This window comes from Streptomyces sp. NPDC088746 (genome assembly GCF_044751065.1).
In the GTDB taxonomy this organism is placed as follows: domain Bacteria; phylum Actinomycetota; class Actinomycetes; order Streptomycetales; family Streptomycetaceae; genus Streptomyces.
Genome location: NZ_JBIVLA010000001.1, coordinates 503,470 through 526,086 on the forward strand (window position 1 = coordinate 503,470; position 22,617 = coordinate 526,086).

General features: G+C 70.0%; 16 protein-coding genes and 1 pseudogene. 4 read left to right on the forward strand and 13 right to left on the reverse strand.

Annotation, left to right across the window (positions count from 1 at the left end; translation table 11 throughout):
- Positions 1-61 precede the first annotated feature (61 nt).
- Positions 62-5,368 (reverse strand): pullulanase-type alpha-1,6-glucosidase, encoded by a 5,307-nt coding sequence (pulA, locus tag ACIP63_RS02330; RefSeq protein WP_401510615.1) that lies wholly within the window; start codon positions 5,366-5,368, stop codon positions 62-64.
- Between the two features lie 91 nt (positions 5,369-5,459).
- Positions 5,460-7,181, reverse strand: a complete 1,722-nt coding sequence (locus ACIP63_RS02335; protein ID WP_401510616.1) for a carbohydrate-binding module family 20 domain-containing protein — start codon at positions 7,179-7,181, stop codon at positions 5,460-5,462.
- A gap of 542 nt (positions 7,182-7,723) precedes the next feature.
- Between ACIP63_RS02335 and ACIP63_RS02340 the strand changes: the two genes are divergently transcribed.
- Positions 7,724-8,497 (forward strand): alpha/beta fold hydrolase, encoded by a 774-nt coding sequence (locus tag ACIP63_RS02340; protein ID WP_401510617.1) that lies wholly within the window; start codon positions 7,724-7,726, stop codon positions 8,495-8,497.
- Between the two features lie 26 nt (positions 8,498-8,523).
- Here the strand turns inward: ACIP63_RS02340 and ACIP63_RS02345 are convergent, their stop codons facing one another.
- Positions 8,524-9,516: a GlxA family transcriptional regulator gene (locus ACIP63_RS02345; protein ID WP_401510618.1), complete on the reverse strand. Its 993-nt coding sequence runs from the start codon at positions 9,514-9,516 to the stop codon at positions 8,524-8,526.
- Between the two features lie 144 nt (positions 9,517-9,660).
- On the opposite strand from ACIP63_RS02345, the gene ACIP63_RS02350 reads away from it, so the two are divergent.
- A complete protein-coding gene (locus ACIP63_RS02350; protein WP_401510620.1) occupies positions 9,661-10,251 on the forward strand; it encodes an isochorismatase family protein in 591 nt (196 codons plus the stop codon).
- Positions 10,252-10,300: 49 nt separating this feature from the next.
- Here ACIP63_RS02350 and ACIP63_RS02355 read toward each other — a convergent pair whose 3' ends face one another.
- From ACIP63_RS02355 to ACIP63_RS02400, 10 genes and pseudogenes are all read right to left on the reverse strand, one after another.
- Positions 10,301-10,696 carry a hypothetical protein gene (locus ACIP63_RS02355; RefSeq protein ID WP_401510622.1) on the reverse strand — a complete coding sequence of 132 codons (396 nt, stop codon included), beginning with the start codon at positions 10,694-10,696 and terminating at the stop codon, positions 10,301-10,303.
- Positions 10,693-11,259 (reverse strand): annotated as a pseudogene (locus ACIP63_RS02360) (hypothetical protein); the annotation flags it as partial. The gene ACIP63_RS02355 and the pseudogene ACIP63_RS02360, both read right to left, overlap by 4 nt.
- 180 nt (positions 11,260-11,439) lie before the next feature.
- Positions 11,440-12,522, reverse strand: a complete 1,083-nt coding sequence (locus ACIP63_RS02365; protein ID WP_401510624.1) for a sensor histidine kinase — start codon at positions 12,520-12,522, stop codon at positions 11,440-11,442.
- Positions 12,515-13,210: a response regulator transcription factor gene (locus tag ACIP63_RS02370; RefSeq protein WP_401510626.1), complete on the reverse strand. Its 696-nt coding sequence runs from the start codon at positions 13,208-13,210 to the stop codon at positions 12,515-12,517. Before ACIP63_RS02370 ends, ACIP63_RS02365 begins: the two co-directional genes overlap by 8 nt.
- Positions 13,211-13,278: 68 nt before the next feature.
- Entirely contained in the window at positions 13,279-13,992 is a 714-nt protein-coding gene (locus ACIP63_RS02375; protein WP_401510628.1) for a VanZ family protein, read from the reverse strand.
- Between the two features lie 138 nt (positions 13,993-14,130).
- Positions 14,131-15,189 carry a LacI family DNA-binding transcriptional regulator gene (locus tag ACIP63_RS02380; RefSeq protein WP_401510629.1) on the reverse strand — a complete coding sequence of 353 codons (1,059 nt, stop codon included), beginning with the start codon at positions 15,187-15,189 and terminating at the stop codon, positions 14,131-14,133.
- Positions 15,174-16,850 carry a glycoside hydrolase family 13 protein gene (locus tag ACIP63_RS02385; RefSeq protein WP_401510631.1) on the reverse strand — a complete coding sequence of 559 codons (1,677 nt, stop codon included), beginning with the start codon at positions 16,848-16,850 and terminating at the stop codon, positions 15,174-15,176. Before ACIP63_RS02385 ends, ACIP63_RS02380 begins: the two co-directional genes overlap by 16 nt.
- A 102-nt stretch (positions 16,851-16,952) precedes the next feature.
- A complete protein-coding gene (locus tag ACIP63_RS02390; RefSeq protein ID WP_401510633.1) occupies positions 16,953-17,831 on the reverse strand; it encodes a sugar ABC transporter permease in 879 nt (292 codons plus the stop codon).
- Complete coding sequence (locus tag ACIP63_RS02395; RefSeq protein ID WP_104785003.1) at positions 17,828-18,844, reverse strand: carbohydrate ABC transporter permease; 1,017 nt, start codon at positions 18,842-18,844, stop codon at positions 17,828-17,830. The genes ACIP63_RS02390 and ACIP63_RS02395 overlap by 4 nt, the downstream gene beginning before the upstream one ends.
- A gap of 21 nt (positions 18,845-18,865) precedes the next feature.
- A complete protein-coding gene (locus ACIP63_RS02400) occupies positions 18,866-20,137 on the reverse strand; it encodes an extracellular solute-binding protein (protein WP_401510635.1) in 1,272 nt (423 codons plus the stop codon).
- A 359-nt stretch (positions 20,138-20,496) separates the two neighbouring features.
- On the opposite strand from ACIP63_RS02400, the gene ACIP63_RS02405 reads away from it, so the two are divergent.
- Together ACIP63_RS02405 and ACIP63_RS02410 are read left to right on the forward strand one after the other, a co-directional pair.
- Positions 20,497-21,537: a LacI family DNA-binding transcriptional regulator gene (locus tag ACIP63_RS02405; protein ID WP_401510637.1), complete on the forward strand. Its 1,041-nt coding sequence runs from the start codon at positions 20,497-20,499 to the stop codon at positions 21,535-21,537.
- A 76-nt stretch (positions 21,538-21,613) separates the two neighbouring features.
- Positions 21,614-22,615, forward strand: a complete 1,002-nt coding sequence (locus ACIP63_RS02410) for a phosphatase PAP2 family protein (RefSeq protein ID WP_401510639.1) — start codon at positions 21,614-21,616, stop codon at positions 22,613-22,615.
- Positions 22,616-22,617 lie beyond the last annotated feature (2 nt).

The window sequence follows — 22,617 nt, forward strand, 5'->3', positions numbered from 1 at the left end:
GCGGCCGGCCCCGGCTTCCGCCACGAGAGGCGGGAGCCGGGGCCGGCCGGAGGGGCGGGCGTCAGCGCCGGGTGAACACGGCGACCGTGCGTCCCGGGACGGTGAAGCTGCCCGTCTCCTTCCCGTACGAGGACTTCTTGACGGCGGCGTCCGCGCCCGCCGCCTGGACGGGGTGCAGGGCGTACGCCTTCCCGGCGAGCCCGGGGATGTCCTGGCTCTGCGTACCGGGGGTGGCGTTCATGACGACGACCAGGTCGCCCAGGCGCATCGTGATCACGCCGGGGGTCTCCTCCTTGCCGGAGAGCGGGAAGGACAGGGTGTCCTGCACCTGCTCGGTCGTGGCGAGGGCGAAGTCCTTCTCGGTGGTGCGGATGGTGAGCAGGTCCTGATAGGCGGCGGAGGCGCCGGTGATCTGCGCGCACCCGGGGGTGAGCGCGGCGGCGGTCAGCAGCGGTTTGCCGTAGGACCACTTGTCCTTGTTGTCGGCGGCGGGCGGCAGGCCCCGCCCGAAGCCGTTGCCCTTGCGGCAGTCCCAGTGCAGCGCGTTGAACCAGTCGCCGCTGTCGTAGGAGTTGCGGTCCAGCGACTTGGAGCGCAGCAGGTCGGTGCCGGCCTGGGAGAGCGCCGGTCCCTGCGAGAGCACGGCGGTCGCCATCGCCACGACCTGCATGCGGGCCCGGTCGGCGGCGGAGGTGTCCGCCGGGAGCTTGAAGGCGAGTGCGTCGTAGAGGGTTTCGTTGTCGTGGGCGTCGGCGTAGGCCAGCGCGTCGCCGGGAGCCGCGGCGTATCCGGCGGGGGCGCCGTTGTAGTCGACGGCCGAGCCCTTGACCGTACGGCCCTGGGTGTCGGTGAAGGTGTAGTCGGCGAGGTTGCCGGTGAGGCCGACCTTGATCAGGTCCTGGTAGTGGAGCAGCCGGGCCTTCTGTTCGGCCTCGGTGCCGTTGGCGGCCGAGGTGTTGGGGTCGGTGTAGAGGCCGGAGGCGAAGCCCTGGACGCCGGGGTCCTCGTCGAAGGGGCCGCCGCCGCGCACGGCGTCGCGGGCCCGGTCGGAGAAGGTGGCGACGCCGGTGCCGGCCATGTTCTTCTGGGTGGCCTGGACGAAGCGGGCGTCGTCGGCGATCTCACCGAAGTTCCAGCCCTCGCCGTACAGGATGATCTTCTTCCCGTCGACGCCGTCCTTGGCGACGGTCAGCTCGTCGAGGGCCTCCCGGACCGCGAGGATGTTCTCCTTGGGGTGGTGTCCCATCAGGTCGAAGCGGAAGCCGTCGACCTTGTACTCCTTGGCCCAGGTGACGATCGAGTCCACGACGAGCTTGCCCATCATGGTGTTCTCGGGCGCGGTGTTGGCGCAGCAGGTCGAGGTGGCGACGGTGCCGTCCTCCAGGAGCCGCTGGTAGTAGCCGGGCACGATCCTGTCGAGGACGGACTTGTCGTCCTGGCCGGAGGCGACGGTGTGGTTGTAGACGACGTCCATGACGGTCCGCAGTCCGGCGCCGTTCAGCCCCTGGACCATCTGCCGGAATTCGACCGTGCGCTTCGTGCCGTCGGGGTCGGAGGCGTAACTGCCCTCGGGGACCGTGTAGTGCAGCGGGTCGTATCCCCAGTTGAACGCGTCCTTCGCGGCGGCCTTCGAGACGCAGGCCTGCTGTTCCTCCGAGTCGGGGGCGTAGACGGACAGGTCACAGGCCGGCTGCTGCTGACCGGACTTCTTCTCGGGGATCGTCCCGATGTCGAAGGCGGGCAGCAGGTGGACGTAGCTGGTGCCGGAGTCCGCGAGCTCCTTGAGGTGCTTCATGCCGTCGGAGCGGGTGTCGGTGAAGGCGAGGTACTCGCCGGGGTGCTTCGACGTGGTGTCCGTGACCGAGAAGTCGCGGATGTGCAGCTCCTGGATCTGGGCGTCGCGCATCGGGACGGCGGCGGGCTTCTTCAGGCCGGACCAGCCGCGCGGGGCGAGCTTCGGGTCGTCGAGGTCGACGAGGAGGCTGCGGGCGGAATCGGTGGTCAGGGCGGTGGAGTAGGGGTCGGTCACCTTGTTGGTGACCATCTTCTGGACGGTGGGTGCCCAGACCTGGACGGCGTAGCGGTAGGGCTTGCCGTTCCAGCTCTTCTTGCCGGTGACCGACCAGACGCCGGTGCGGTCGTCGCGCCGCATCGGGACGGTCTTCCCGTCGAGTTCGAGCGAGACGGTGCGGGCGGTGGGTGCCCAGACGGAGAGCGCCGGGCCGCTCTTGCGGAGGACGGGTCCGAGGGCGGCGCCGCTCGCGGCCTTCCCGTACAGCGCGTCCAGCACACCCGCGGTCTGTACGCCGGTGGCGGCGAGCAGGGCGCCGTTGGCGGCGCGCTGGGTGGCGATCAGCTGGCCGCGCAGGGATTCGCGGACCCTGTCCCGGTCACGGGTGTCGACGGTGAACGCCGGATAGTCCTTGAGGTGCGGGTACTTCGCCTTCTGCGCGTCGGTGAGTCCGGTGGCGCCGAGCCGGAGCCACTGCCCCTCGTCGGAGAGGGCGCCGTCGACGACGGAGATCCCGCCGTTCTTCGCGTACACGAGCTGCTGGCTGGTGGCGTCGGTGGCCTTCACCTTCCAGACCACGGTGTTCGCGTCGATCCACTGGGCCTCGGCCTTGGCCAGGTCCGGGGTGGGCACGCCGCCGGCCTGCGGCAGCAGGTAGCCGGACTTCCCGCCGAGCATCCAGACCTCGTGCCCGTACGAGGCGATGTCGAGGGACTGGTCGCTGGGGAGGTCCTTCTCGTCGCCCTTGTGGAGGATGTAGCTGAGCGAGGTGGCGCCTTCGGTGAGCGGCACCTCGAAGGTGACTCCGTAGGCGTCGGTCTTCACGGGCCCCAGCGGCTTCGCCCAGTCCGTGGGGGCGGCGGCGCCCGTCCAGGTGTGCAGGCCCCAGCCGTCGTAGTTCCCGTCGGCGCGGTGGTAGTGCAGGACGGCCTTGGAGGTGTCCTGCGCCGGGGCCTCGGGAGCCTCGGTGGCCTGCTCGTCCTTGCCCTGCTCGATCCAGACCTGGCCGGTCCTGGCCAGGTCGACGGTGCGCTCGGGGCCGTCGGCGGTGCCGTTCTTCTCAACGGTGTACGGGACCGAGGAGGCGCCCTCGTCGAGGTCGATCCAGGCGAAGGCTCCGTAGGAGTCCCGGCCGATGAAGTCGGCGCTCCTGTCGCCGGACTTCAGCTGCCAGCCCTCGTAGTCCCCGTCGGCGCGCTTGTAGTGGACGACGGCGTGGTCGCGTTCGACGGCCACGGGCTTCGGGGTGGGCGGTGCCTGGCCCGCCGTGGTGGAGGCCAGGGCGCTCGCGGTGCGTCCGGCGCGGTCGACGACCACGGCCTTGTAGCGCAGCGCGGTCCCGGCCTTCACCGACTCGTCCAGGTGCTGGGTGACCTTGTACGGTGCGTGGTCGGCGGAGCCGAGGGTGACCCACTTGCCGTTGCCGGTCTGCGCGGCGAACACGACGCGGTTCAGGTCTCCGCCGTCCACGTCGGCGCTGATCTCGACGGTGCCGGTGGCTCCGGCGGCCGGGGCCTTCAGGGTGACCGAGGGCTTGGTGGCGGGGGTGCCGAGCGGCTTGTCGGCGCGGAGCACGACGCTGGACAGCGCGGGCACGGTGACCTTGACGGTCTTGTCGGAGCTGCTGCGGACGGTGCCGGAACCGCCGTACAGGGTGCGGAAGTTCATGCCGGCCGACTCGGTGGGCAGCTCGACGGTCCTCGCCTCGGCGGAGTTGTTGGAGGCGACGAGGTATTCGTACGGGCGCTTGGTGTCCGTACGCGAGAAGGCGTGGACGGAGTCCTTGGAGTAGCGCTCGGTCTGCACGCCGTCGCGCAGGGCCGGGTGTTCCGCCGTGAGCTTCGACAGGGCCGCTATGGAGCGGTAGAGCGGGTGGGTCGTGTCGTACGCGTCGGAGGCGTGCGTACGGTCGGTGCCCAGCTGGTCGTCGTCGAGGTAGTCGGCGGTCTTCGACGCGAACATCGTCTGCCGGGCGTCCTTGTCGCCGCCCGCGCCGGTGTAGCCCTGCTCGTCGCCGTAGTAGATCACCGGGTTGCCTCGGCCGAGGAACATCAGCTCGTTGGCGAGGCGGGCCCGGTCCAGGAGTTCGGCGTCGCCGGCCTTCGGGTTGTCCTGCTTCAGGAAGGTGCCGATGCGGCCCATGTCGTGGTTGCCGAGGAAGGTCACCTGCTCGTAGGCGTTGGCCTTGCCGGTGGTGTAGCGGTAGTCGTCACCGTAGACCGAGGCGAGCTTCGAGGCAGGGGCGCCCTGGGAGGCGTACTGCCGGGCGGCTTCCTGGAACGGGAAGTCGAGTGTGGCGTCGAGCCTGCCCCGCGTCACGTAGGGCGAGGTGATCGCGGTGTCGGCGGAGTAGACCTCGCCGAACATGAAGAAGTCGTCGCGGCCGCGCTTCGCCGCGTAGTCGTCGAGGGCGGTGGCCCACTGGGTCCAGAAGTCGAGGTCGACGTGTTTGACGGTGTCGATGCGGAAGCCGTCGATGTCGAAGTCGCGGACCCACTTCTCGTAGATCTTCTCCATGCCGGAGACGACCTCGGGGCGCTCGGTCCACAGGTCGTCGAGGCCGGAGAAGTCGCCGTACTCGGTGGACTCGCCGGCATAGGTCGAGTCGCCCCTGTTGTGGTACATCGTGGGGTCGTTGAGCCAGGCCGGGACCTTCTTTCCCGTGGTGGCGGGGGTGTACGGGAAGGAGTCGGCGTCCACCTCCTCGACGCCCTGGGCGTCGTCGAAGGGGCGGCCGTTCTCGTCGAGGTACGGGAAGGCGCCCTTGGGCTTGTAGCCGTACGTCTTCTCGGCGTAGTCGACGGTGTCGGCCGTGTGGTTGGTGATGACGTCGAAGAAGACCTTCATGCCCTTGCCGTGGGCCTTGTCGATCAGCTTCGTGAGGTCGGCGTTGGTCCCGAAGTGCGGGTCGACCTGCGTGAAGTCGGTGATCCAGTAGCCGTGGTAGCCGGCCGACGCGTTGTCGCCCGTGCCCTGGACGGGTCGGTTCTTGAAGATCGGGGCGAGCCAGATCGCGGTGGTGCCCAGGCCCTTGATGTAGTCGAGCCGCTGGGTGAGTCCCTTGAGGTCGCCGCCCTGGTAGAAACCCTTGTCCGTGGGGTCGTAGCCGGTCTCCAGCCGCGAGCCGGTGAGGCCGCCCCGGTCGTTGGAGGTGTCGCCGTTGGCGAAGCGGTCCGGCAGCACGAAGTAGAACTGCTCGCGGGTCAGGTCGTTCCTGGCCGGTTCCCGGGCGAGTTCCGCGTCCGAGGGCGGAGAGGGCGGTCTGGGCGCGGCGGACGCGGAGGCCGCCGGCACGACGGGCAGCAGCGCCGCGCACAGGGCGGCGACGGCTCCCCGCCGGAGGGTGGTTCGGGACACGGGCGGGTACTCCTCTTTCGGGGATCGGGCGGTGTGGAGCGGTGCGGGCCGGGGACGCTCACCCTCGCGTCCCCGGCCCGCCCGGTGTGGTTCAGCTGCGCCAGACGTCGGCGGTCAGGGCGACCTTGCCGGAGGCGGGCACCGTGGCGGTGCGGTTGGCGCCGCTCTCCCAGGTGACGTTGCCGCTCGCGTCCTTGCGGATGTACTTGTACTCGAACGACGTCCCGGCGGGCAGGCTGACGTCGAGCTTCCAGACGGGGTACGTCGCCGGGTCGAGCTTCAGGGCGCTGCCCGGGTTCCAGTTGCCGAGGGCGGACTGGTTGCCGGTGACGTAGATGTTCTGGCCGAGCTGGGTGGTGGCGTTGACGCCGAAGGAGGCACCGGCCTGACCGGTCCCCGGGTCCGGGGTGGTCCCCCCGCCGGAGCAGGTGCGGGCGTTGACGTGCAGGGCGACGGCGGTGTTCGCGCCCAGGGTGGCGGTGAACTGCCCCGACCCGTTGACGGTGACACCGTTGCCGGACTGGACGTCGCAGTAGTCACCCGCGGGCAGCGAGGTCTGGAACGTACGGCTCAGCGAGGAGCCCTCGTGGTTGATGGCGACGTACGCCTTGGAGCCCCGGCCGAAGGCGATCTGGTCGCCGCCGTTGTCCCACCAGTTCGACACGGCCTGGCCTCGGGCGGCGTTGCGGAAGCCGACCATCGAGGAGATCTCGCGCCAGGCGTGCTGGCACTTCCAGCCGTCGCTGTAACAGGCGTTGACCTGGCCGCCGTTGGGCGGGCCCGCGTCATGGCTGCTGAACTCGTAGCCGGAGTGGACGTCCGGGGAGCCGTAGGGGTAGGCGAGCATGAAGACGCTCGCCAGGGTGTAGTTGGCGCCGTCCTTGTAGCTCAGGGTGTCGCCGCCGCGCTCGGTGTCGTGGTTGTCGACGAAGACCGCCGACTTGCCCGACTCCATGAAGCCCCAGCCCTCGCCGTAGTTCTTCAGGTAGGCGAGGTTCTCGTTGTTGAAGACCTGCTTGAGGCCGCGGCCGTAGCGGAATTCCTGGACGTCGCCGCTGCCGAGGTACTCGGTGGGCGAGACGGCCTCGCCGGCCCCGTAGATGGCCTCGTGCTTCCAGTGCACGCCGGGGTTGCTGAGCCGGGACTTGATGTTGGCGAGGTCGCCGGCCGGGATGTGCTTGGCGGCGTCGATGCGGAAGCCGTCGACACCGAGGGAGAGCAGGTCGTTGAGGTAGCCCGCGATCTTGCCGCGTACGTAGTCCTCGCCGGTGTCCAGGTCGGCGAGCCCGACCAGTTCACAGTTCTGTACGTTGCCACGGTCGCCGTAGTTGTTGATCTGCGACTGGCAGTCGTTCATGTCGTTGACGGAGTAGGTGCCCGGGTAGTCGTACTTGCTGTACGAGGACCCGCCGGTGCCGGTGCCCGATCCGGCCGACATGTGGTTGATGACCGCGTCGGCGATGACCTTGACGCCCGCGCCGTGGCAGGTGTTGACCATGTTCGCGAAGGAGTTGCGGTCACCGAGCCTGCCGGCGATCTTGTAACTGACGGGCTGGTAGGACGTCCACCACTGGCCGCCCTGGATGTGCTCCTGGGGCGGCGAGACCTGGACGAATCCGTAGCCGGCCGGACCGAGACTGTCGGTGCATGCCTTGGCCACCGAGTCGAATTTCCACTCGAACATCACCGCGGTGACGTCCTTCTCGCCGGGCGGCGCGGCTTGGGCGGTCCCGGCGCCGAACCCGGCGGGGACAGCGAGGAGTGCGGCGCCCGTGGCGAGGGCGAGTGTGGCAGACAAGGGTCTGCGTGCCATGACGTTCCTCCTGCGGTGGGGGAAGTGCGGGGATGGCGGAGCAGCCTCACGTGGCAACGCGCCGTGCCGTCAAGGCTCATGAAGGTTCTTGCAGCAAGGATGCAAAACTGCGTGTGCGGCAGACCGTACGAGCCTGACCTGCCCCGGTCAACCCCCTGGACACGACGCGATTACGTCCCGGTCACATCCTCGAAATCCTGGAAAAAGAGTCCTGCAAGGTCTTACGCAAAATATTGCGGGGCTGTTAAGTTCGTCCCGACTCCGGCCCGGCCGGCCGGGGGTCCGGCACCCCGGGCCCCACGCGCCCGGCCGACCGGGCCGGTCACTGCGTGGAGAGGTCCGGAGGTCGCTTCCCCGCCGGCCCATCCCGGGCCGACTTCCGGACCTCTCCCGCGCGTTGCCCGTGCCGGACACCGGCGTCGGGAAGCTGCGGACACCCGGACACTCCCATATCGGGCCACTTCCTGCCCGTAACCTCCCGACGACGCCTCGGTGCGGGCGTCTCGTACGCTCTTCCGGTGCGTCGAGAGTGGGAGGCGAATGTGCGCGATGCTGTGGTGACCCCCGGAGGGGACCGGATCCGATGGGTGGAGCTGCCCGGACAGGAGCCCGCCCGTGTCCATGTGCACGGCCTCGGCGCCACCTCCCCCGCCTACTTCGCACAGGCCGCCGCCCACCCGCTGCTCACCGGCCGCCGGTCTCTGCTGGTCGACCTGCTGGGGCACGGCATCAGTGACCGGCCGACGGACTTCGACTACCGCCTCGAATCACACGCCGACGCGCTGGCAGCCGCCCTGACGCATGCGGGTGTCACCGGCGCGGAGTTGGTGGCGCACAGCATGGGCGGCTCCGTCGCCGTGGTCCTGGCGGCCCGCCACCCGCGGTTGGCGTCGCGGCTGGTCCTGGTGGACGCGAATCTCGACCCCGTGACGCCCGTACCCGGCGCCCCGGGGAGCAGCGGGATCGCCGCGCTCTCCGAGGCCGACTTCGTGGCGGGCGGGTGGCGGCAGATCCGCGACCTGGCGGGTCCGCACTGGTGGTCCACGATGCGTCTGGCCGGCCTGGAGGGCCTCCACCGCAGCGCCGTGCACCTCACCCGCGGCACCACTCCCACGATGCGTGAGCTGCTGCTGGAGCTGACCGTCCCCCGTACCTACCTGTACCCGGAGGCCGACGGCGCGCCCGCCGGGGCCGGGGCGCTCGCCCAGGCCGGTGTGCGGGTGGTCCCGGTCCCGGACTGCGGGCACAACATCATGCTGGACAACCCGGACGCGTTCGCACGGGAGACCGCCGCCGCGCTCTCGGCTTCGGCCTGAGGCCGCGGGGGCCGAGGTGGCGCCGCTCAGGCCCCGCCGGTCCGGAAGCGGCGCCGGTACTCGGTCGGTGTCGTGTCGAGCCGGCGGCGGAACGCCCTGACGAGGGTGTCCACGGTCCCGAATCCGCATGCGGACGCGACGCGTTCGAGGGTGGCGTCGGTGGATTCGAGCCGGCTCCGCGCCGCCTCGACACGGGCCGATTCGATGTAGGCGTGCGGAGTGGTGCCGAGGTCGGTCTTGAAGATCCGGGTGAGCTGCCGGTCACTGATGTGGGCGTATCCGGCGAGGTCCGCGACGGTGAGCGGCTCGCCGATGTTGCGCATGATGTGGTGGCGGAGGTCCTCGATACGCCGCGTCGTGGACAGCTGCTCCAGGGGAACGCTGAACTGACTCTGCCCGCTCGGCCGTTTCAGGTACATCACCAGTTGCCGCGCGACACTCAGCGCGACGGCTTCGCCGAGGTCGTCGGCGACGAGGGCGAGTGAGAGATCGAGGCAGGCGCTGATTCCCGCGCCGGTCCACACATCGCCCTCGCGGATGAAGATCGGATCGGCGTCGACCTCGACGGCCGGGTGGTCGGCGGCGAGCTGCTGGGCGGTCGACCAGTGGGTGGTCGCGCGCTTCCCGTCGAGCAGGCCGGCGGCCGCCAGGATGTGCGCTCCGACACAGACGGACGTGACCCTCCGGGTGCGGTCGGCGAGGCGCTTCACCCGCGCCACCACGTGGGGGTCGGTGAGCGGGTGCACGCGGCGGCGGCTGTCGATCTCGACCGCGCCGGGCACGATCAGGGTGTCGATGCGCTTCGTGGACAGCTCGTCGAACGTGACGTCCGGGAGGACGCGTACCCCGGCGCCGGTGGTGACCGGATCCAGGGTCTCGGCGGCGAGGACCACCTCGTAGGCCGCCGCTTCGTCCGACTCGCGTCGAGCGAGGGAGAACACCTCCGGGGGGCCTGTGACGTCGAGCAGGTCGACGCCGGGGAAGAGGACGACGACGATCAGCCGTCTGACGGTGCTCATGAGACTCCCGGGTCCGGTGAGGCCGATGTCGGTTTCTGCAGGTTAGACGACATTGCCGACACACGGTGAGGGCCCTAGCGTCGTAGGCACAGGTCATCGCACCGGTGAGCTGTTCTCCGACGTTCGACCCCAAGGTGGTTCCCCATGCCCAGAACGACGCTGCGCCGGCTCAACGGTCTCGACGACACCCCCGCGAAGCTCGCCGGGTCGACCCTGATCCTGATCGACTACCAGAACACCTACACGACCGGTGTGATGGAGCTGGACGGCTGGCAGGCCGCACTGGACGCCGCGGCCGAGCTGCTGGCGCGGGCCCGCCAGGAGGGCACGAAGGTCATCCATGTCATCAACGACGGCGGCGAGGGCACCCCGTACGACATCCGGGCCGAGATCGGCGGGATCCACCCCCAGGTCGCACCGGTCGACGGTGAGCCCGTCGTCGTGAAGCGGGCGCCGGACGCCTTCGTCGGTACGGACCTGGGCCGGCACGTCGACGCGGCGGGCAGCACCGATCTGGTCATCGCGGGGTTCATGACGCACATGTGCGTGGCCTTCACCGCCCAGGGCGCCTTCCTGCGCGGCAACCGTCCCACCGTCGTGGCCGACGCGGGCGCCACCCGGGCGCTGCCGATCGCCGGCACCGAACTGGACGCCCACCAGGTGCACTACAGCGCGCTCGCCACCATCGCCGACCTGTACGGGGTCGTCGTGCCGTCACATAAGGAGCTCACCTGAAGCGGCAGGTGGGGGGCCAGGGCGGAGCCACACAGGCGCCTGGGCGTGCTCAGTGGTCGCCGGTGTGCGGGCGCACGGGGCGTGGCAGTGGCTGACGCCAGTCGCCCAGCGTCGTAAGGAGGACCTGGCGGGCGAGATCGCGTATCTCGCTCCACGCCGGATCCGCGGACAGCGCGTCGGCCCAGAGGCCGGTCCGGCGGGCGGTATCGATCTCGCCGAGGCGGCGGCCCATGGCCCGGAAGGAGCGCAGGTCCTGGGGCGCGAAGGCTCCGCGCTCCGCCAGTCCTTCGGAGATGCGGCAGAGGAGCTCCAGCTCGTCGACGACGTCCTTAGTCTCCAGCTCACGCTCGCGCAGCCAGGCAAGCTGATCCGGGGCGTCGGCAGCGAGGAGCGCGGTGAAGCGCAGCACCCAGGTGCGCAGGTTCGCGTCACCGAGGTGGTTCATCCGTGCACGACCACGGTTATCGGACCGGTCCTTGCATGCAGATCGGCGGAGGGCTCCTCACCGAAGATCTCTTCGGCGGTGGTGGCATGGATGGCGCGGATCAACCACTGGCTCAGAAGTTCCGGATCGGTGCAGGCCGTGACCTTCTCGCGGGTTCCGTCGCTGATCTCGATGCCCCGCACGCCAAGGACGAGCAGGACGTCCTCAGCTCGGCCCTGCGCGCGGCCCTGTGCGCGGCCTTCGTCGCGGATTTCCTCGGAGAGCGGCGAGGTGTAGAAGGAGAGATGCACGGCCACCAGGTTCCTCCACTGTTGCACGGCAGGGCGGTTGCCCAGCCCTTGTGCGATGAATTCGACGAGTGGTTCGACGATCGATTCCGGTGCGTCGCGCAGGGCGACGGACATCGTCTTCAGTATGGCATCGACGTCCGGATTGTCGGCGTGTGTGATCGCCGAGAGCGTGGCGAGCGCCAGGTCCTTCCGGGCTTCCGCCACATTCGTGATGACGGGCATGTTGTGCGGCCCCGCCACGAGGGGGCGGGTGGTGACGGTCGGCCATTGAGGCCTTATGTCACCTGAGTGAGTGACGAAGCACGCATGGGGGCGGGTTGGGTCGGGAAGGGTCATTTCCCCGAGTTCTTTCGGAGGAGCGCCTCGCGGTGAACCGCGAGGCCAACTCGAAGTCCCGGCCCGGTAGGCGGCCGGTTCCGCCACGATGTTCGACGCCGGTTCCGGTCCTTTTGCTCACCGTGGGGGGTGCGGCAGCCGCACCGTGGCGGTCAGCCCGCCGGTGGGGCGGGGCGCGAGGTCGAGGGTCCCGTCGTGGGCGCGGACGATGCTGTGCACGATGGCCAGGCCGAGGCCGGCGCCGGCGTGCTCGTCGGTGCGTACGCGTTCCGTTCCGCGCCGAAAGGGTTCGGTGAGGGTCGGTACCAGTTCCGGTGGGAGCCGACGGCCCGTGTTCTCGACCCGCAGCACGCTCGTGTCGCCGTGCGCCTCGGTGTGGACCCTCACGGTGCCGCCGGTGGGCAGGTTGTGGACGACGGCGTTTTGGACGAGGTTCGTCACCATCCGCAGCAGGAGCTCCGCGGAGCCGCTGGTGCGGGCCGCTCCCCCGGTGACGTCCAGCGTGATGCGGCGGTGTTCGGCGAGGGGGAGCAGGGTCTCCGCCGCTTCTTCGGCGGTGAGGGAGAGGTCGACGCTCTCGCGGGTGAAGTTTCCGCGGTCGCTGCGGCCGAGCAGCAGGAGGGCCTCGGTGAGGTCGATCGCGCGCGTATTGACAGCCTGCAGGCGTTCGAGGAGTTCGCCGCGGTCCCGGGTGGGGTCCCTGCGGGCGACGTCGAGCAGTGCCTGCGAGATGGCCAGCGGGGTGCGCAGTTCGTGGGAGGCGTTCGCGGCGAACCGCTGCTGCTCGGCTACATGCGACTCGAGCTGTTCGAGCATGGTGTCGAACGCGTCGGCGAGTTCACGGAATTCGTCCTGGCGGCCTTCCATGCGGATCCGGTGGGCCAGTGATCCGTCCGCGGCCAGCCGCGCCGCGGCGGTGATCCGGTTGAGCGGTGCCAGCATCCGGCCGGCGAGGACCCATCCCCCGGCGAGGCCGATCACGAGCAGGAGGCCCATGGCCACGGCCGCGGCGGGGGCGAACATGCGCACGAGGAGGTAGCGGTTGGGTGAGATCCCGAGGAGGCCCTGGGAGTTGTCGGGGACGTAGCGGAGCAGGAACACCCACACCACGGCGAGCAGGAGCGCGCCGGCGACGGCGAGGAACCCGGCGTAGCTGAGGGTGAGTTTCAGCCGGGCGCTGAGACCTGGGCGTCTACGCATGCGGACTGCCGGGGGCGGTGGCGGCCGTACCGGTGTCGATCCGGTAGCCGACACCGGGCACCGTGGAGATGATCCCCGGTTCGCCGAGCCGTTTGCGCAGTGCGGAGACGGTGATGCGGACGGCGTTGGTGAAGGGGTCGGTGTTCTCGTCCCAGGCCCGTTCCAGCAGCTCCTCGGCGCTGACGACCCCGCCCTCGGCCGCGACGAGGACCTCCAGCACGGCGAACTGTTTGCGGGTGAGCGCGACATAGCGTCCGTCGCGGAAGACCTCACGGCGGAAGGCGTCGAGCCGCAGGCCCGCGATCTCGCGGACCGGGGGCCGGGCGTACGCGCGTCTGCGGTCGAGTGCCCTCAGCCGGAGGACGAGCTCCCGCAGCTCGAACGGTTTGGTGAGGTAGTCGTCGGCGCCGAGCTCGAACCCGGAGGCCTTGTCGTCGATCCGGTCGGCGGCGGTGAGCATGAGGATCGGGATGCCGCTGCCCGAGGCCACGATGCGCCGGGCGACCTCGTCGCCTGAGGGGCCGGGGATGTCGCGGTCGAGGACCGCGAGGTCGTACGAGTGGACGCTGAGCAGTTCCAGGGCGGAGTCACCGTCGCCGGCGATGTCGGCGGCGATCGCCTCCAGCCTCAGACCGTCACGGACGGCTTCGGCCAGGTAGGGCTCGTCCTCCACGATCAGTACGCGCATGTCCGAAGCCTAGGCAACGCACCGTATCGCCGACGTATGCGTGGAGGTGTGCACACCGGAAGTGTGCTTCAGCCCGCCCGGGTGGCCGCCGGCACGGGGCGGGGCCGGTCCGACGGCGCCTGCGCCGTGGTGCGCCACCAGCGGCGCGACGCCAGTCCGGCCAGCACGGCGCCGGTGGCGTTGACGAGTACGTCGTCCACGGAGGACACCCGGTCCAGCCGCAGCACGTACTGCGCGGTTTCGACGAGGACCGAGCAGCCCGCCCCGAGCGCGAGGATCCGCGGGACGGACGCCAGTGCGGCGAAACGCATCGGCGCGAAGAATCCCAGCGAGGCGAAGACCAGCAGGTTGCCGACGATCCCACCCGGACCCATCGTGACCAGGTCCCGCAGGGGAATCAGGCTCGTCCGTCCGGGGACGACGCCGGCTCCGGCGCCCGGCATCATGGTCAGCCAGACGAACGGCACCGTCCCGTGGACCATGCCGACCTCGGCCAGCGACATCCGCCACGCCGGCGTGCCGTCGGCTCCGCGCCGAAGCCGTGCCAGAGCCCGGACCACGAGCGCGGAGAGCGGCAGTGCGACCAGCGTCATGAGCACCACTCCGTTGAACGTGTCGAAGCAGCCGTGCCACCGTCCGGACATGCACGCCGGGGCGGACATCATGAGCGGCCGCCGCACGACGAACAGAGCGCTCGCCAGGCCGAGAGCCGCCAGCCCCAGGAGCACGACCGTGCGCGTGCGGCGGGGCGGTGGTGCCGGCAGGGATGCGTTGTCGTTCATGACCCCATTGGAGCGGGAGGGCCGTCGCGCCGGCGTATGCGGTTCTCGATACGCCCGCGATATACGCCCGTTCCCGGCACCGGGGAGCGCGAAGGGCCGGGTCCCCCCTCCGGACCCGGCCCCGCTTTCCGCGCCCGTTCAGGCGGCGCGCGCCGCCGCGGTGGACCCCCGGACCACCAGCTCCGGCTGGAACACGTACTCCGTGCGCTGCACGGGGCTTCCCGCGATCTCCTCCAGCAGCGCGCCGACCGCCGCCGCCGCCATCGCCTGCACCGGCTGGCGCACCGTGGTCAGTGGCGGGTCGGTGAAGGCGATGAGCTGGGAGTCGTCGAACCCGACGACGGAGACGTCGCGGGGTACGTCGAGGCCCCGCCCCCGGGCCGCCCTGACCACGCCGAGCGCCATCAGGTCGCTGCCGCAGACGATGCCGGTGCAGCCCGCGTCGAGCAGTGCGCCCGCTGCGACCTGGCCGCCCTCGACGCTGAACAGGGTGGAGCAGACGAGGAGTTCGGCATCGTCGCGGTCCAGGCCCAGCAGGGTGACGGCCGCGTCGACGAAGCCGTCACGCTTGCGGCGCGAGGGCACGTAGCGCTGCGGCCCGATCGCCAGGCCGACCCGCCGGTGGCCGAGCTCGGCGAGATGGCCGACGGCCATGCGTACGGCGGCCTGGTCGTCGGGCGAGACGAACGGGGCGCTGATGCGCTCGTTGTAGCCGTTGATCAGGACGAACGGCACACCCCGGTCGGTGAGCGCCGCGTAGCGCGCCGGGTCGGCCGAGGTGTCGGCGTGCAGCCCGGACAGGAAGACGATGCCGCCCACGCCACGCTCGACGAGCTGTTCGACGAGCTCGTCCTCGGTGGCGCCGCCGGGCAGCTGGGTGCAGAGCACGGGCGTGTAGCCGTGCCCCGCGAGCACCTGCTCCACGGACTGCGCGAACGCCGGGAAGATCGGGTTGGTGAGCTCGGGTGTCACCAGCCCGATCAGTCCGGCACTGCGCTGCCGCAGCCGTACGGGCCGTTCGTAGCCGAGGATGTCGAGCGCCGCGAGCACCCGCTGACGCGTGGTGTCCGCGACGCCCTGCTTCCCGTTCAGCACCCGGCTGACGGTGGCCTCGCTGACCGCGGCCTGACCGGCGATGTCGGAGAGCCGCAACGCCGGTCCGGTCCTGGGTGCGGGGACGGTCACACCGTCCACCACACCGTGGTGTCGGCGGGCAGCTCGGCCGTGTCGCCGTCGGCGGTCACCGGGCCGCTGGCGAGCAGCAGGGTGCCGGGGGCGGGGATCCGCACCGGCTCGCCCGTCGTGTTGACGGTGCAGACGAAGCCGGGACGGCCGAGGGCGAGCACGCCCTCGGGGGCGTCCAGCCACTCGACGTCCGTGCCGGCGCCGAGGCCCGGGTGCTCGCGCCGGGACGCGATCGCGGCGCGGTACAGCTCCAGCGTGGAGCCCTCCGTGCCGGTCTGCGCCTCGACGGAGAGCTCGCCCCAGCTGTCGGGCTGCGGCAGCCAGCTGCCTCCGTCGCCGAATCCGTACGAGCTGCCCTCGCGGGTCCACGGGATCGGCACCCGGCAGCCGTCGCGGAAGCCGTCCTGGCCCTCGGCGCGGAAGAAGGACGGGTCCTGGCGGGCCTCGTCGGGCAGGTCGGTGACGTCGGGCAGGCCGAGCTCCTCGCCCTGGTAGACGTAGGCGGAGCCGGGCAGGGCCAGCATCAGCAGGGTCGCGGCGCGTGCCCTGCGCAGGCCGAGCTCACGGTCGCCGGGGGTGCGGATCTGGGTGCCCAGGCCCGGCGGGTTGCCGAAGCGGGTGGTGTGCCGGGTGACGTCGTGGTTGGAGAGCACCCAGGTGGTGGGGGCGCCCACCGGACGCATCGCGTCGAGCGAGGAGTCGATGACGGTGCGCAGCTCGGCGGCGTCCCAGGCGGTCGACAGGTACTGGAAGTTGAAGGCCTGGTGCATCTCGTCGGGACGCACGTAGTTGGCGGTGCGCTCGACGGTGGGGGTCCACGCCTCGGCGACGAGAATGCGGTCGCCGGGGTACTCGTCGAGGATCGTGCGCCAGCTGCGGTAGATCTCGTGCACACCGTCCTGGTCGAAGAACGGCATGACATCGTTGCCCAGGAGCTTCAGCTGGTCGTGCGATCCGAGGTCCGGCAGGCCCTCCGCCTTGACGAGGCCGTGGGCGACGTCGACGCGGAAGCCGTCGGCGCCCATGTCGAGCCAGAAGCGCAGGATGGAGCGGAACTCGTCGGCGACGGCCGGGTGTTCCCAGTTGAAGTCGGGCTGCTCCGGCGCGAAGAGGTGCAGATACCAGTCGCCGGGGGCGCCGTCCGGGTCGGTGGTCCGGGTCCAGGCGGGGCCGCCGAAGATGGACTCCCAGTCGTTGGGCGGGAGTTCGCCGTCGGTGCCCTTGCCGGGGCGGAAGTGGTAGCGCTCGCGCAGGGCGGAGCCGGGGCCCTCGGCGAGGGCCCGCTTGAACCACTCGTGCTGGTCGGAGGAGTGGTTGGGGACCAGGTCGACGATGACGCGCAGGTCCAGGCCGTGAGCCTCGCGGATCAGCGCGTCGGCGTCGAGGAGCGTGCCGAACATCGGGTCGATCGCCCGGTAGTCGGCGACGTCGTAGCCCGCGTCGGCCTGCGGCGAGGCGTAGAAGGGGCTGAGCCAGACGGCGTCCACACCGAGGTCCCGGAGGTACGGGAGCCGCGCGGTGACACCCGCGAGGTCCCCCATGCCGTCGCCGTTGCCGTCGGCGAAGCTGCGCGGGTACACCTGGTAGATCACCGCGTCCTGCCACCAGCCGGTGCGGTGGCCCGGGGCGTCGTCGGACGTGCCGGTGGAGGGGGCAGCGAGGTGCTGGGTCATGTCGTCCCTGGGGTGTCTGGGGTGGGGGGCGGCGCCGGGACCGGGTCGGGGGGCCGGCGCCGCCGTGACGGGTGCGGTCGTACGGTCGTGCGGGACTGTGCGTCAGCCCTTCACGGCTCCGGCGGACATGCCGGTGACCAGGTGCTTCTGCGCGAAGAGGAAGACCAGCGCGGCCGGGATCGCGATGAGCACGGACGCCGCGGTCATCGGGCCCCACTGGGCTCCGTACTGGTTGACGAACTTCTGCAGTCCGCCGGCGAGAGTGAGGTTCTCGTCACCGACCATGAACGCGGAGGCGTACGCCACTTCGCCCCAGGCGGTGATGAAGGAGTAGAACGCCGTGACGGCGAGGCCGGGCTTGGCAAGCGGCAGGATGAGCCGCCAGAACGTGCCGAACGGGGTGAGTCCGTCGACCTGGCCCGACTCGTCGATCTCGCGCGGGATCGTGTCGAAGAAGCCCTTCATCATCCAGGCGCAGAACGGCACCGAGATGGTGAGGTAGGTGATGACGAGTCCGGCCGGCTGGTTGAGCAGGCCCATCGTCGACATGATGTTGTAGATCGGCACGATGAGGACGGCCACCGGGAACATCTGGGTGACCAGCAGGGTCCACATCAGCCCGCGCTTGCCGGGGAAGCGGAAGCGGCTGACGGCGTAGCCGGTGGTGGCGGAGACGAAGACACCGATGACGGTGGAGAGCCCCGCGACGATCACGGAGTTGGCGAACCAGCTCAGGAACTCGGTGTCCTTGATCAGGTTCGTGTAGTTCTCGAAGGTCGTCTCTTTGAAGAAGTCCGTGGTCGAGGCGAACTTCGCGGGCTTCAGCGAGGTCAGCAGGACCCACAGCACCGGGAAGACCGCGATCACCGACGTGACGATCAGGGTGAGGTGCAGGGCCAGGGAGGCGGCCGGCGAGCGGTCGCCGCGCTTGCGGGGCTTGCGGGCGCTGTGCCGGGCGGTGGTTGCCGTAGCGGTGGTCACCAGTTGTCTCCCTGCGTGCGGAGCACTCGCCGGTACACCATGGCGAAGAGCATCAGGAGTACGAGGATCAGCACGCCCCAGGTGGAGGACTGCGCGAAGTCGCGCGGGCTGATCTCGAAGGAGAATTTGTACGCCTGGGTCACCAGGATCTGGGTGGCCTCACCGGGTCCGCCGCGGGTCAGCAGGAAGATCACCGGGAACATGTTGAAGGTCCAGATGGTGGAGAGCAGGACCACCGTGGTGGAGACCGGGCGCAGTCCGGGCAGTGTGACGTGGCGGAAGCGCTGCCAGGCGGTGGCACCGTCCATCTCCGCGGCCTCGTACTGCTCCGAGGGGATCGACTGGAGCCCGCCGAGCAGGGCGACCATCATGAACGGCACACCGAGCCAGACGTTGACGGCGATGACGGAGAACTTGGCCCAGGTGGGGTCGTTGAGCCAGGGTATGCCGTCGATCCCGGCGCCGCCGAGGATCTTGTTGAGCAGCCCGTTGTTCTCGTTGTAGAGGAAGCGCCAGGCGAAGACCGACACGAAGCCGGGGATGGCCCAGGGCAGGATCAGCGCCATGCGGTAGGCGGAGCGGCCGACGATCCTGCGGTTGAGGATGTTGGCCAGGGCCATGCCCAGGCAGAAGGTGATGGCCACACAGGAGACCGTCCACACCAGCGTCCAGCCCAGCGTCCCGAGGAACTGGCTGCCGGTCAGGGCGTCGGCGTAGTTGTCCAGGCCCACGAACTCGTAGGTGGCGGGCATCTCGTTGACGCCGATGGACCGGGCGACGTTGCGCTCGTTGGCGTCGGTCAGCGACAGCCAGATACCGCGGACCAGCGGGTAGCCGATGATCACGCCGATCACGAGCACGACCGGGGCGACCATGGTCCAGGCGTACCAGTGGACCGAGAGGGCGCGCCGGAGCCTGCTCGGCGGCGGGGGGTTGCCAGTACCGCGGCTCCGGCCGCGGGCGACGTCGTCGCCCGCGGCCTTCGCCACCGACTGGCTGGTGTGGACAGCCATCAGTCGGCCTGCCTTCCTGAGTTACTTCCAGCCCTTGAGGAGCTTGCGGTAGGAGTCGCCGGTGGCCTTGGCCGCCTTCTCCGGCGTGGTCTGGCCGGTGAGGACCTTGGTGTACTCGACGTTCAGCGGGGCGAAGAGGCTGCCGGTCTCCGGGATCCAGGGACGCTCGACCGCGGTCTCGACGACCGGCTTGAAGAACTGGACGATCTCGCTGTCCACGGCCTCCTTCTTGGCGTACGCGGAGGTGCGGGTCGGCAGCAGGTTCAGCTCACCGGCGGTCTGGGCCTGGGACTCGACCGAGGTCATGTACTCGACGAAGGCGTAGGAGGCGTCCAGGTTCTCGGAGCCCGCGTAGACGCCCAGGTTGTGGCCGCCCTGCGGCGCACCCTGCCCGGCGGAGCCGGCCGGGACCGTGGAGATGCCGAGGTTCGCCTTGTCGGTGAACTCCTTGCCGGTCAGCGTGTCGGCCACGGCCCAGGGGCCGTTGATCATCATCGCGACCTCGCCGTTCTTGAACGACGACATCATGTTCTCCCAGCCGTCCGTGGCGTCGGTCTTGGCCGCCCCGGAGTCGACGAGGTCCTTCACGACGCCGAACGCCTTGGTGCCTTCGGCGTTGTCCACGGTGACGGTCTTCGAGTCGGCGTCGACCAGGTCGCCGCCCTCGCCGTAGAGGAAGGAGAGGAAGTAGTACGAGTCGTCGCCGCGCAGGTAGAGACCGGTCTTGCCGGTCTTCTCCTTGATCTTCTTGGCGATGCTCTTCAGGTCGGCGATCTTCGCGGGCGGCTCGACGCCGGCGTCCTTGAACATCTTCTTGTTGTAGAAGATGCCCATGGAGTCGATCACCTGCGGGACGGCGTACGTCTTGCCCTTGTACTTCGTCGACGCGGCGGCCTGCTCGAGGAAGTCGCCCTCGTCCTTCAGCGCCGCGGTGCCGTCCAGCGGGGCCAGGTAGCCGAGGTCGGCGAACTCGGGGGTCCAGGCGACCTCGGAGCGGATGACGTCGGGGGCGCCGGAGTTGGCCTGGGCCGCGTTCTTGAACTTGTTCTGCGCCTCGCCGAAGGGGACGTTGACGTACTTGACGTCGACCTTCGGGTGCTTCTTCTCGAAGCCCTCGGCGATCTTCTTGAAGACCTTGTCCTCGCTGCCGACGTTCGAGGTGTCCCACCACGTCACCGTGCCGGAGAGCTCACCCGAGCTCTTGCTGCCGCCGGTCTCGTCGTCGCTTCCGCAAGCGGTCGCCGCGAGCGCCAGGGTCGCGACCAGGGCGGTGGCCGTTATGCCACGTCGCATCTGAACTCCTTCAACTGCCGTACCGCTCCGTCGCGGCGCCGGGTCGACGTGAACGTAACAAGGATGAAAGACGACCGAAAGACTTTGCGGAAGATTTCTGCAAGCGCTGCTGATCGTTACATTGGCGTGTCCGCAAGGTTGCCGTCAACCCTCTTGACGGGAGCTCCTTCAGCCTGCCCACGCCTGGCCAGGCCCGTTGCGGCGGCTGTACGACGATCCGACCGGGTGGCCGGGACGGGCCCGCAAGGCCTTGCAAGATGTTGCCGCGGGGAGGGCTCCGACCGGTGACCGCCGGGGCGGATGGCCCGAATCCCGCGCATGGTGGGCAATCCGACACGCGCCCGGTACAGTCCATTGCCATGACCGCACGGCTTGCCGATATCGCAACTCAGGCGGGGGTCAGCGAAGCGACGGTCAGCCGCGTTCTGAACGGCAAGCCCGGTGTCGCTGCGGCCACCCGTGAATCCGTCCTCGCGGCGCTCGACGTCCTCGGGTACGAACGCCCCGTCCGGCTGCGCCGGCGCAGCGCCGGTCTCGTCGGGCTGATCACGCCCGAGCTGGAGAACCCGATCTTCCCCGCGCTGGCCCAGGTCATCGGCCAGGCGCTCACCAGGCAGGGCTACACGCCGGTGCTGGCGACGCAGACGCCGGGCGGCTCCACCGAGGACGAGCTCACCGAGATGCTGGTCGACCGCGGCGTCTCGGGGATCATCTTCGTCTCCGGACTGCACGCCGACACCTCCGCCGACATGCAGCGTTACGAGCAACTGCGCGCGCAGGGCGTCCCCTTCGTGCTGGTCAACGGCTTCTCCCCCAAGGTGCAGGCCCCTTTCATCTCCCCCGACGACCGGGCGGCAATGCGGCTGGCGGTGACACATCTGGTGGCGCTGGGGCATCAGCGCATCGGTCTGGCGGTCGGGCCCAAGCGCTTCGTGCCGGTGCTCCGCAAGATAGAGGGATTCCACGCCACGATGCAGGAGCAGCTGGACCTCACGGCCGATGCCGTGGAGGAGCTGATCCAGCACTCCCTGTACACGCTGGAGGGCGGCCAGGCGGCGGCCTCGGCGCTGATGGAACGCGGCTGCACCGCGGTGGTGTGCGCGAGCGACATGATGGCGCTCGGCGCGATCCGGGCGGCCCGCCGGCTGTCGAAGGAGGTTCCGCGCGACCTCTCGGTGGTCGGGTACGACGACTCGCCCCTCATAGCGTTCACCGATCCGCCGCTGACCACGATCCGGCAGCCGGTGACGGCGATGGGCCAGGCCGCGGTCCGCACCCTGCTGGAGGAGATCGGCGGCACGCCCGCACCGCACAGCGAGTTCGTGTTCATGCCCGAACTGGTCGTGCGCGGCTCGACCGCGTCGGGCCCGGGCCCCTCCCCGGCACGCCGGGCGGTCTAAAGTACTGGATGTGCGACCGGAACCCGACCGGAGGATCATCGGGCAGAGGGGGACGTATCTGGCAGACTCTGCGCCTATGGGTGAATCGCACGTGACCACACAGGAAGACCGCACGGCGGCCACCCCGTCACCCGTCGCGGACGGAACGACGGCGTCCGGTTCGACGCGGGCGATCATTCCCTCACGTTTGCGCCACCCCCGCCTCTCCCTCCGTGCGCTGCGCGCGCCGCGCCGCCCGCGTCTCTGGTTCGAGATCCTGCTGATCGCGGTGAGTTACTGGCTCTACTCGCTGGTGCGCAACGCCGTTCCGGAGCAGAAGGCCGCGGCCCTGCGGAACGCCGACTGGATCTGGTCGCTGGAGCACACCGTCGGCCTCGCCTTCGAGGAGACGGTCAACCAGGCCGTCAATTCGGTGACATGGCTGATCGTGTCGATGAACTACTACTACGCGACCCTGCACTTCGTCGTGACCATCGGTGTGCTCGTCTGGCTCTTCCGCCGCCATCCGGGCCGCTACGCCGCCACCCGTCTGGTTCTCTTCGCCACCACGGCGGTGGCCCTGCTCGGCTATTACGTCTTCCCGCTGGCGCCGCCCCGGCTGATGACGGGCGGCGGCTTCATCGACACGGTGATGCTGCACCAGACGTGGGGCTCGATGGCCTCGGGCAACTTCAAGCACATGTCCAACCAGTACGCGGCGATGCCGTCCATGCACATCGGCTGGTCCCTGTGGTGCGGTCTGACCATATGCGTCCTGGCGAAGGCCCCCTGGGCGCGCATCCTGGGCGCCCTCTACCCCGTGGCCACGCTGGTCGTCATCGTGGCCACGGCGAACCACTTCTGGCTGGACGCGGTGGGCGGGATGGCCTGCCTGGCGTTCGGTATCTCCCTCTCCTACGCCTGGTACGGCTCGCTGCCGCACCGGCTGCCCAAGCGGGTGGGGCGGCGTCCCTCCGCGAGCCGTCTGCGCGCCCTGCGGAGGCCGCCGTCGCGGGCGCCCGAGCTGAGCCCCCGGGCCGGCACCGGCACGGAAGCCGCAGGGCCCGGGGCCAGGGTGACGAGCCAGGCCGGCGACTGAGG

What these genes read in the sequence shown, in the direction of transcription:
- ACIP63_RS02335 (WP_401510616.1), bottom strand. Translation starts at nt 7,181, where the DNA reads ATGGCACGCAGACCCTTGTCTGCCACACTCGCCCTCGCCACGGGCGCC.
- ACIP63_RS02345 (WP_401510618.1), bottom strand. Translation starts at nt 9,516, where the DNA reads ATGAGCACCGTCAGACGGCTGATCGTCGTCGTCCTCTTCCCCGGCGTC.
- ACIP63_RS02350 (WP_401510620.1), top strand. Translation starts at nt 9,661, where the DNA reads ATGCCCAGAACGACGCTGCGCCGGCTCAACGGTCTCGACGACACCCCC.
- ACIP63_RS02355 (WP_401510622.1), bottom strand. Translation starts at nt 10,696, where the DNA reads ATGAACCACCTCGGTGACGCGAACCTGCGCACCTGGGTGCTGCGCTTC.
- ACIP63_RS02365 (WP_401510624.1), bottom strand. Translation starts at nt 12,522, where the DNA reads ATGCGTAGACGCCCAGGTCTCAGCGCCCGGCTGAAACTCACCCTCAGC.
- ACIP63_RS02370 (WP_401510626.1), bottom strand. Translation starts at nt 13,210, where the DNA reads ATGCGCGTACTGATCGTGGAGGACGAGCCCTACCTGGCCGAAGCCGTC.
- ACIP63_RS02375 (WP_401510628.1), bottom strand. Translation starts at nt 13,992, where the DNA reads ATGAACGACAACGCATCCCTGCCGGCACCACCGCCCCGCCGCACGCGC.
- ACIP63_RS02385 (WP_401510631.1), bottom strand. Translation starts at nt 16,850, where the DNA reads ATGACCCAGCACCTCGCTGCCCCCTCCACCGGCACGTCCGACGACGCC.
- ACIP63_RS02395 (WP_104785003.1), bottom strand. Translation starts at nt 18,844, where the DNA reads ATGGCTGTCCACACCAGCCAGTCGGTGGCGAAGGCCGCGGGCGACGAC.
- ACIP63_RS02400 (WP_401510635.1), bottom strand. Translation starts at nt 20,137, where the DNA reads ATGCGACGTGGCATAACGGCCACCGCCCTGGTCGCGACCCTGGCGCTC.
- ACIP63_RS02405 (WP_401510637.1), top strand. Translation starts at nt 20,497, where the DNA reads ATGACCGCACGGCTTGCCGATATCGCAACTCAGGCGGGGGTCAGCGAA.
- ACIP63_RS02410 (WP_401510639.1), top strand. Translation starts at nt 21,614, where the DNA reads ATGGGTGAATCGCACGTGACCACACAGGAAGACCGCACGGCGGCCACC.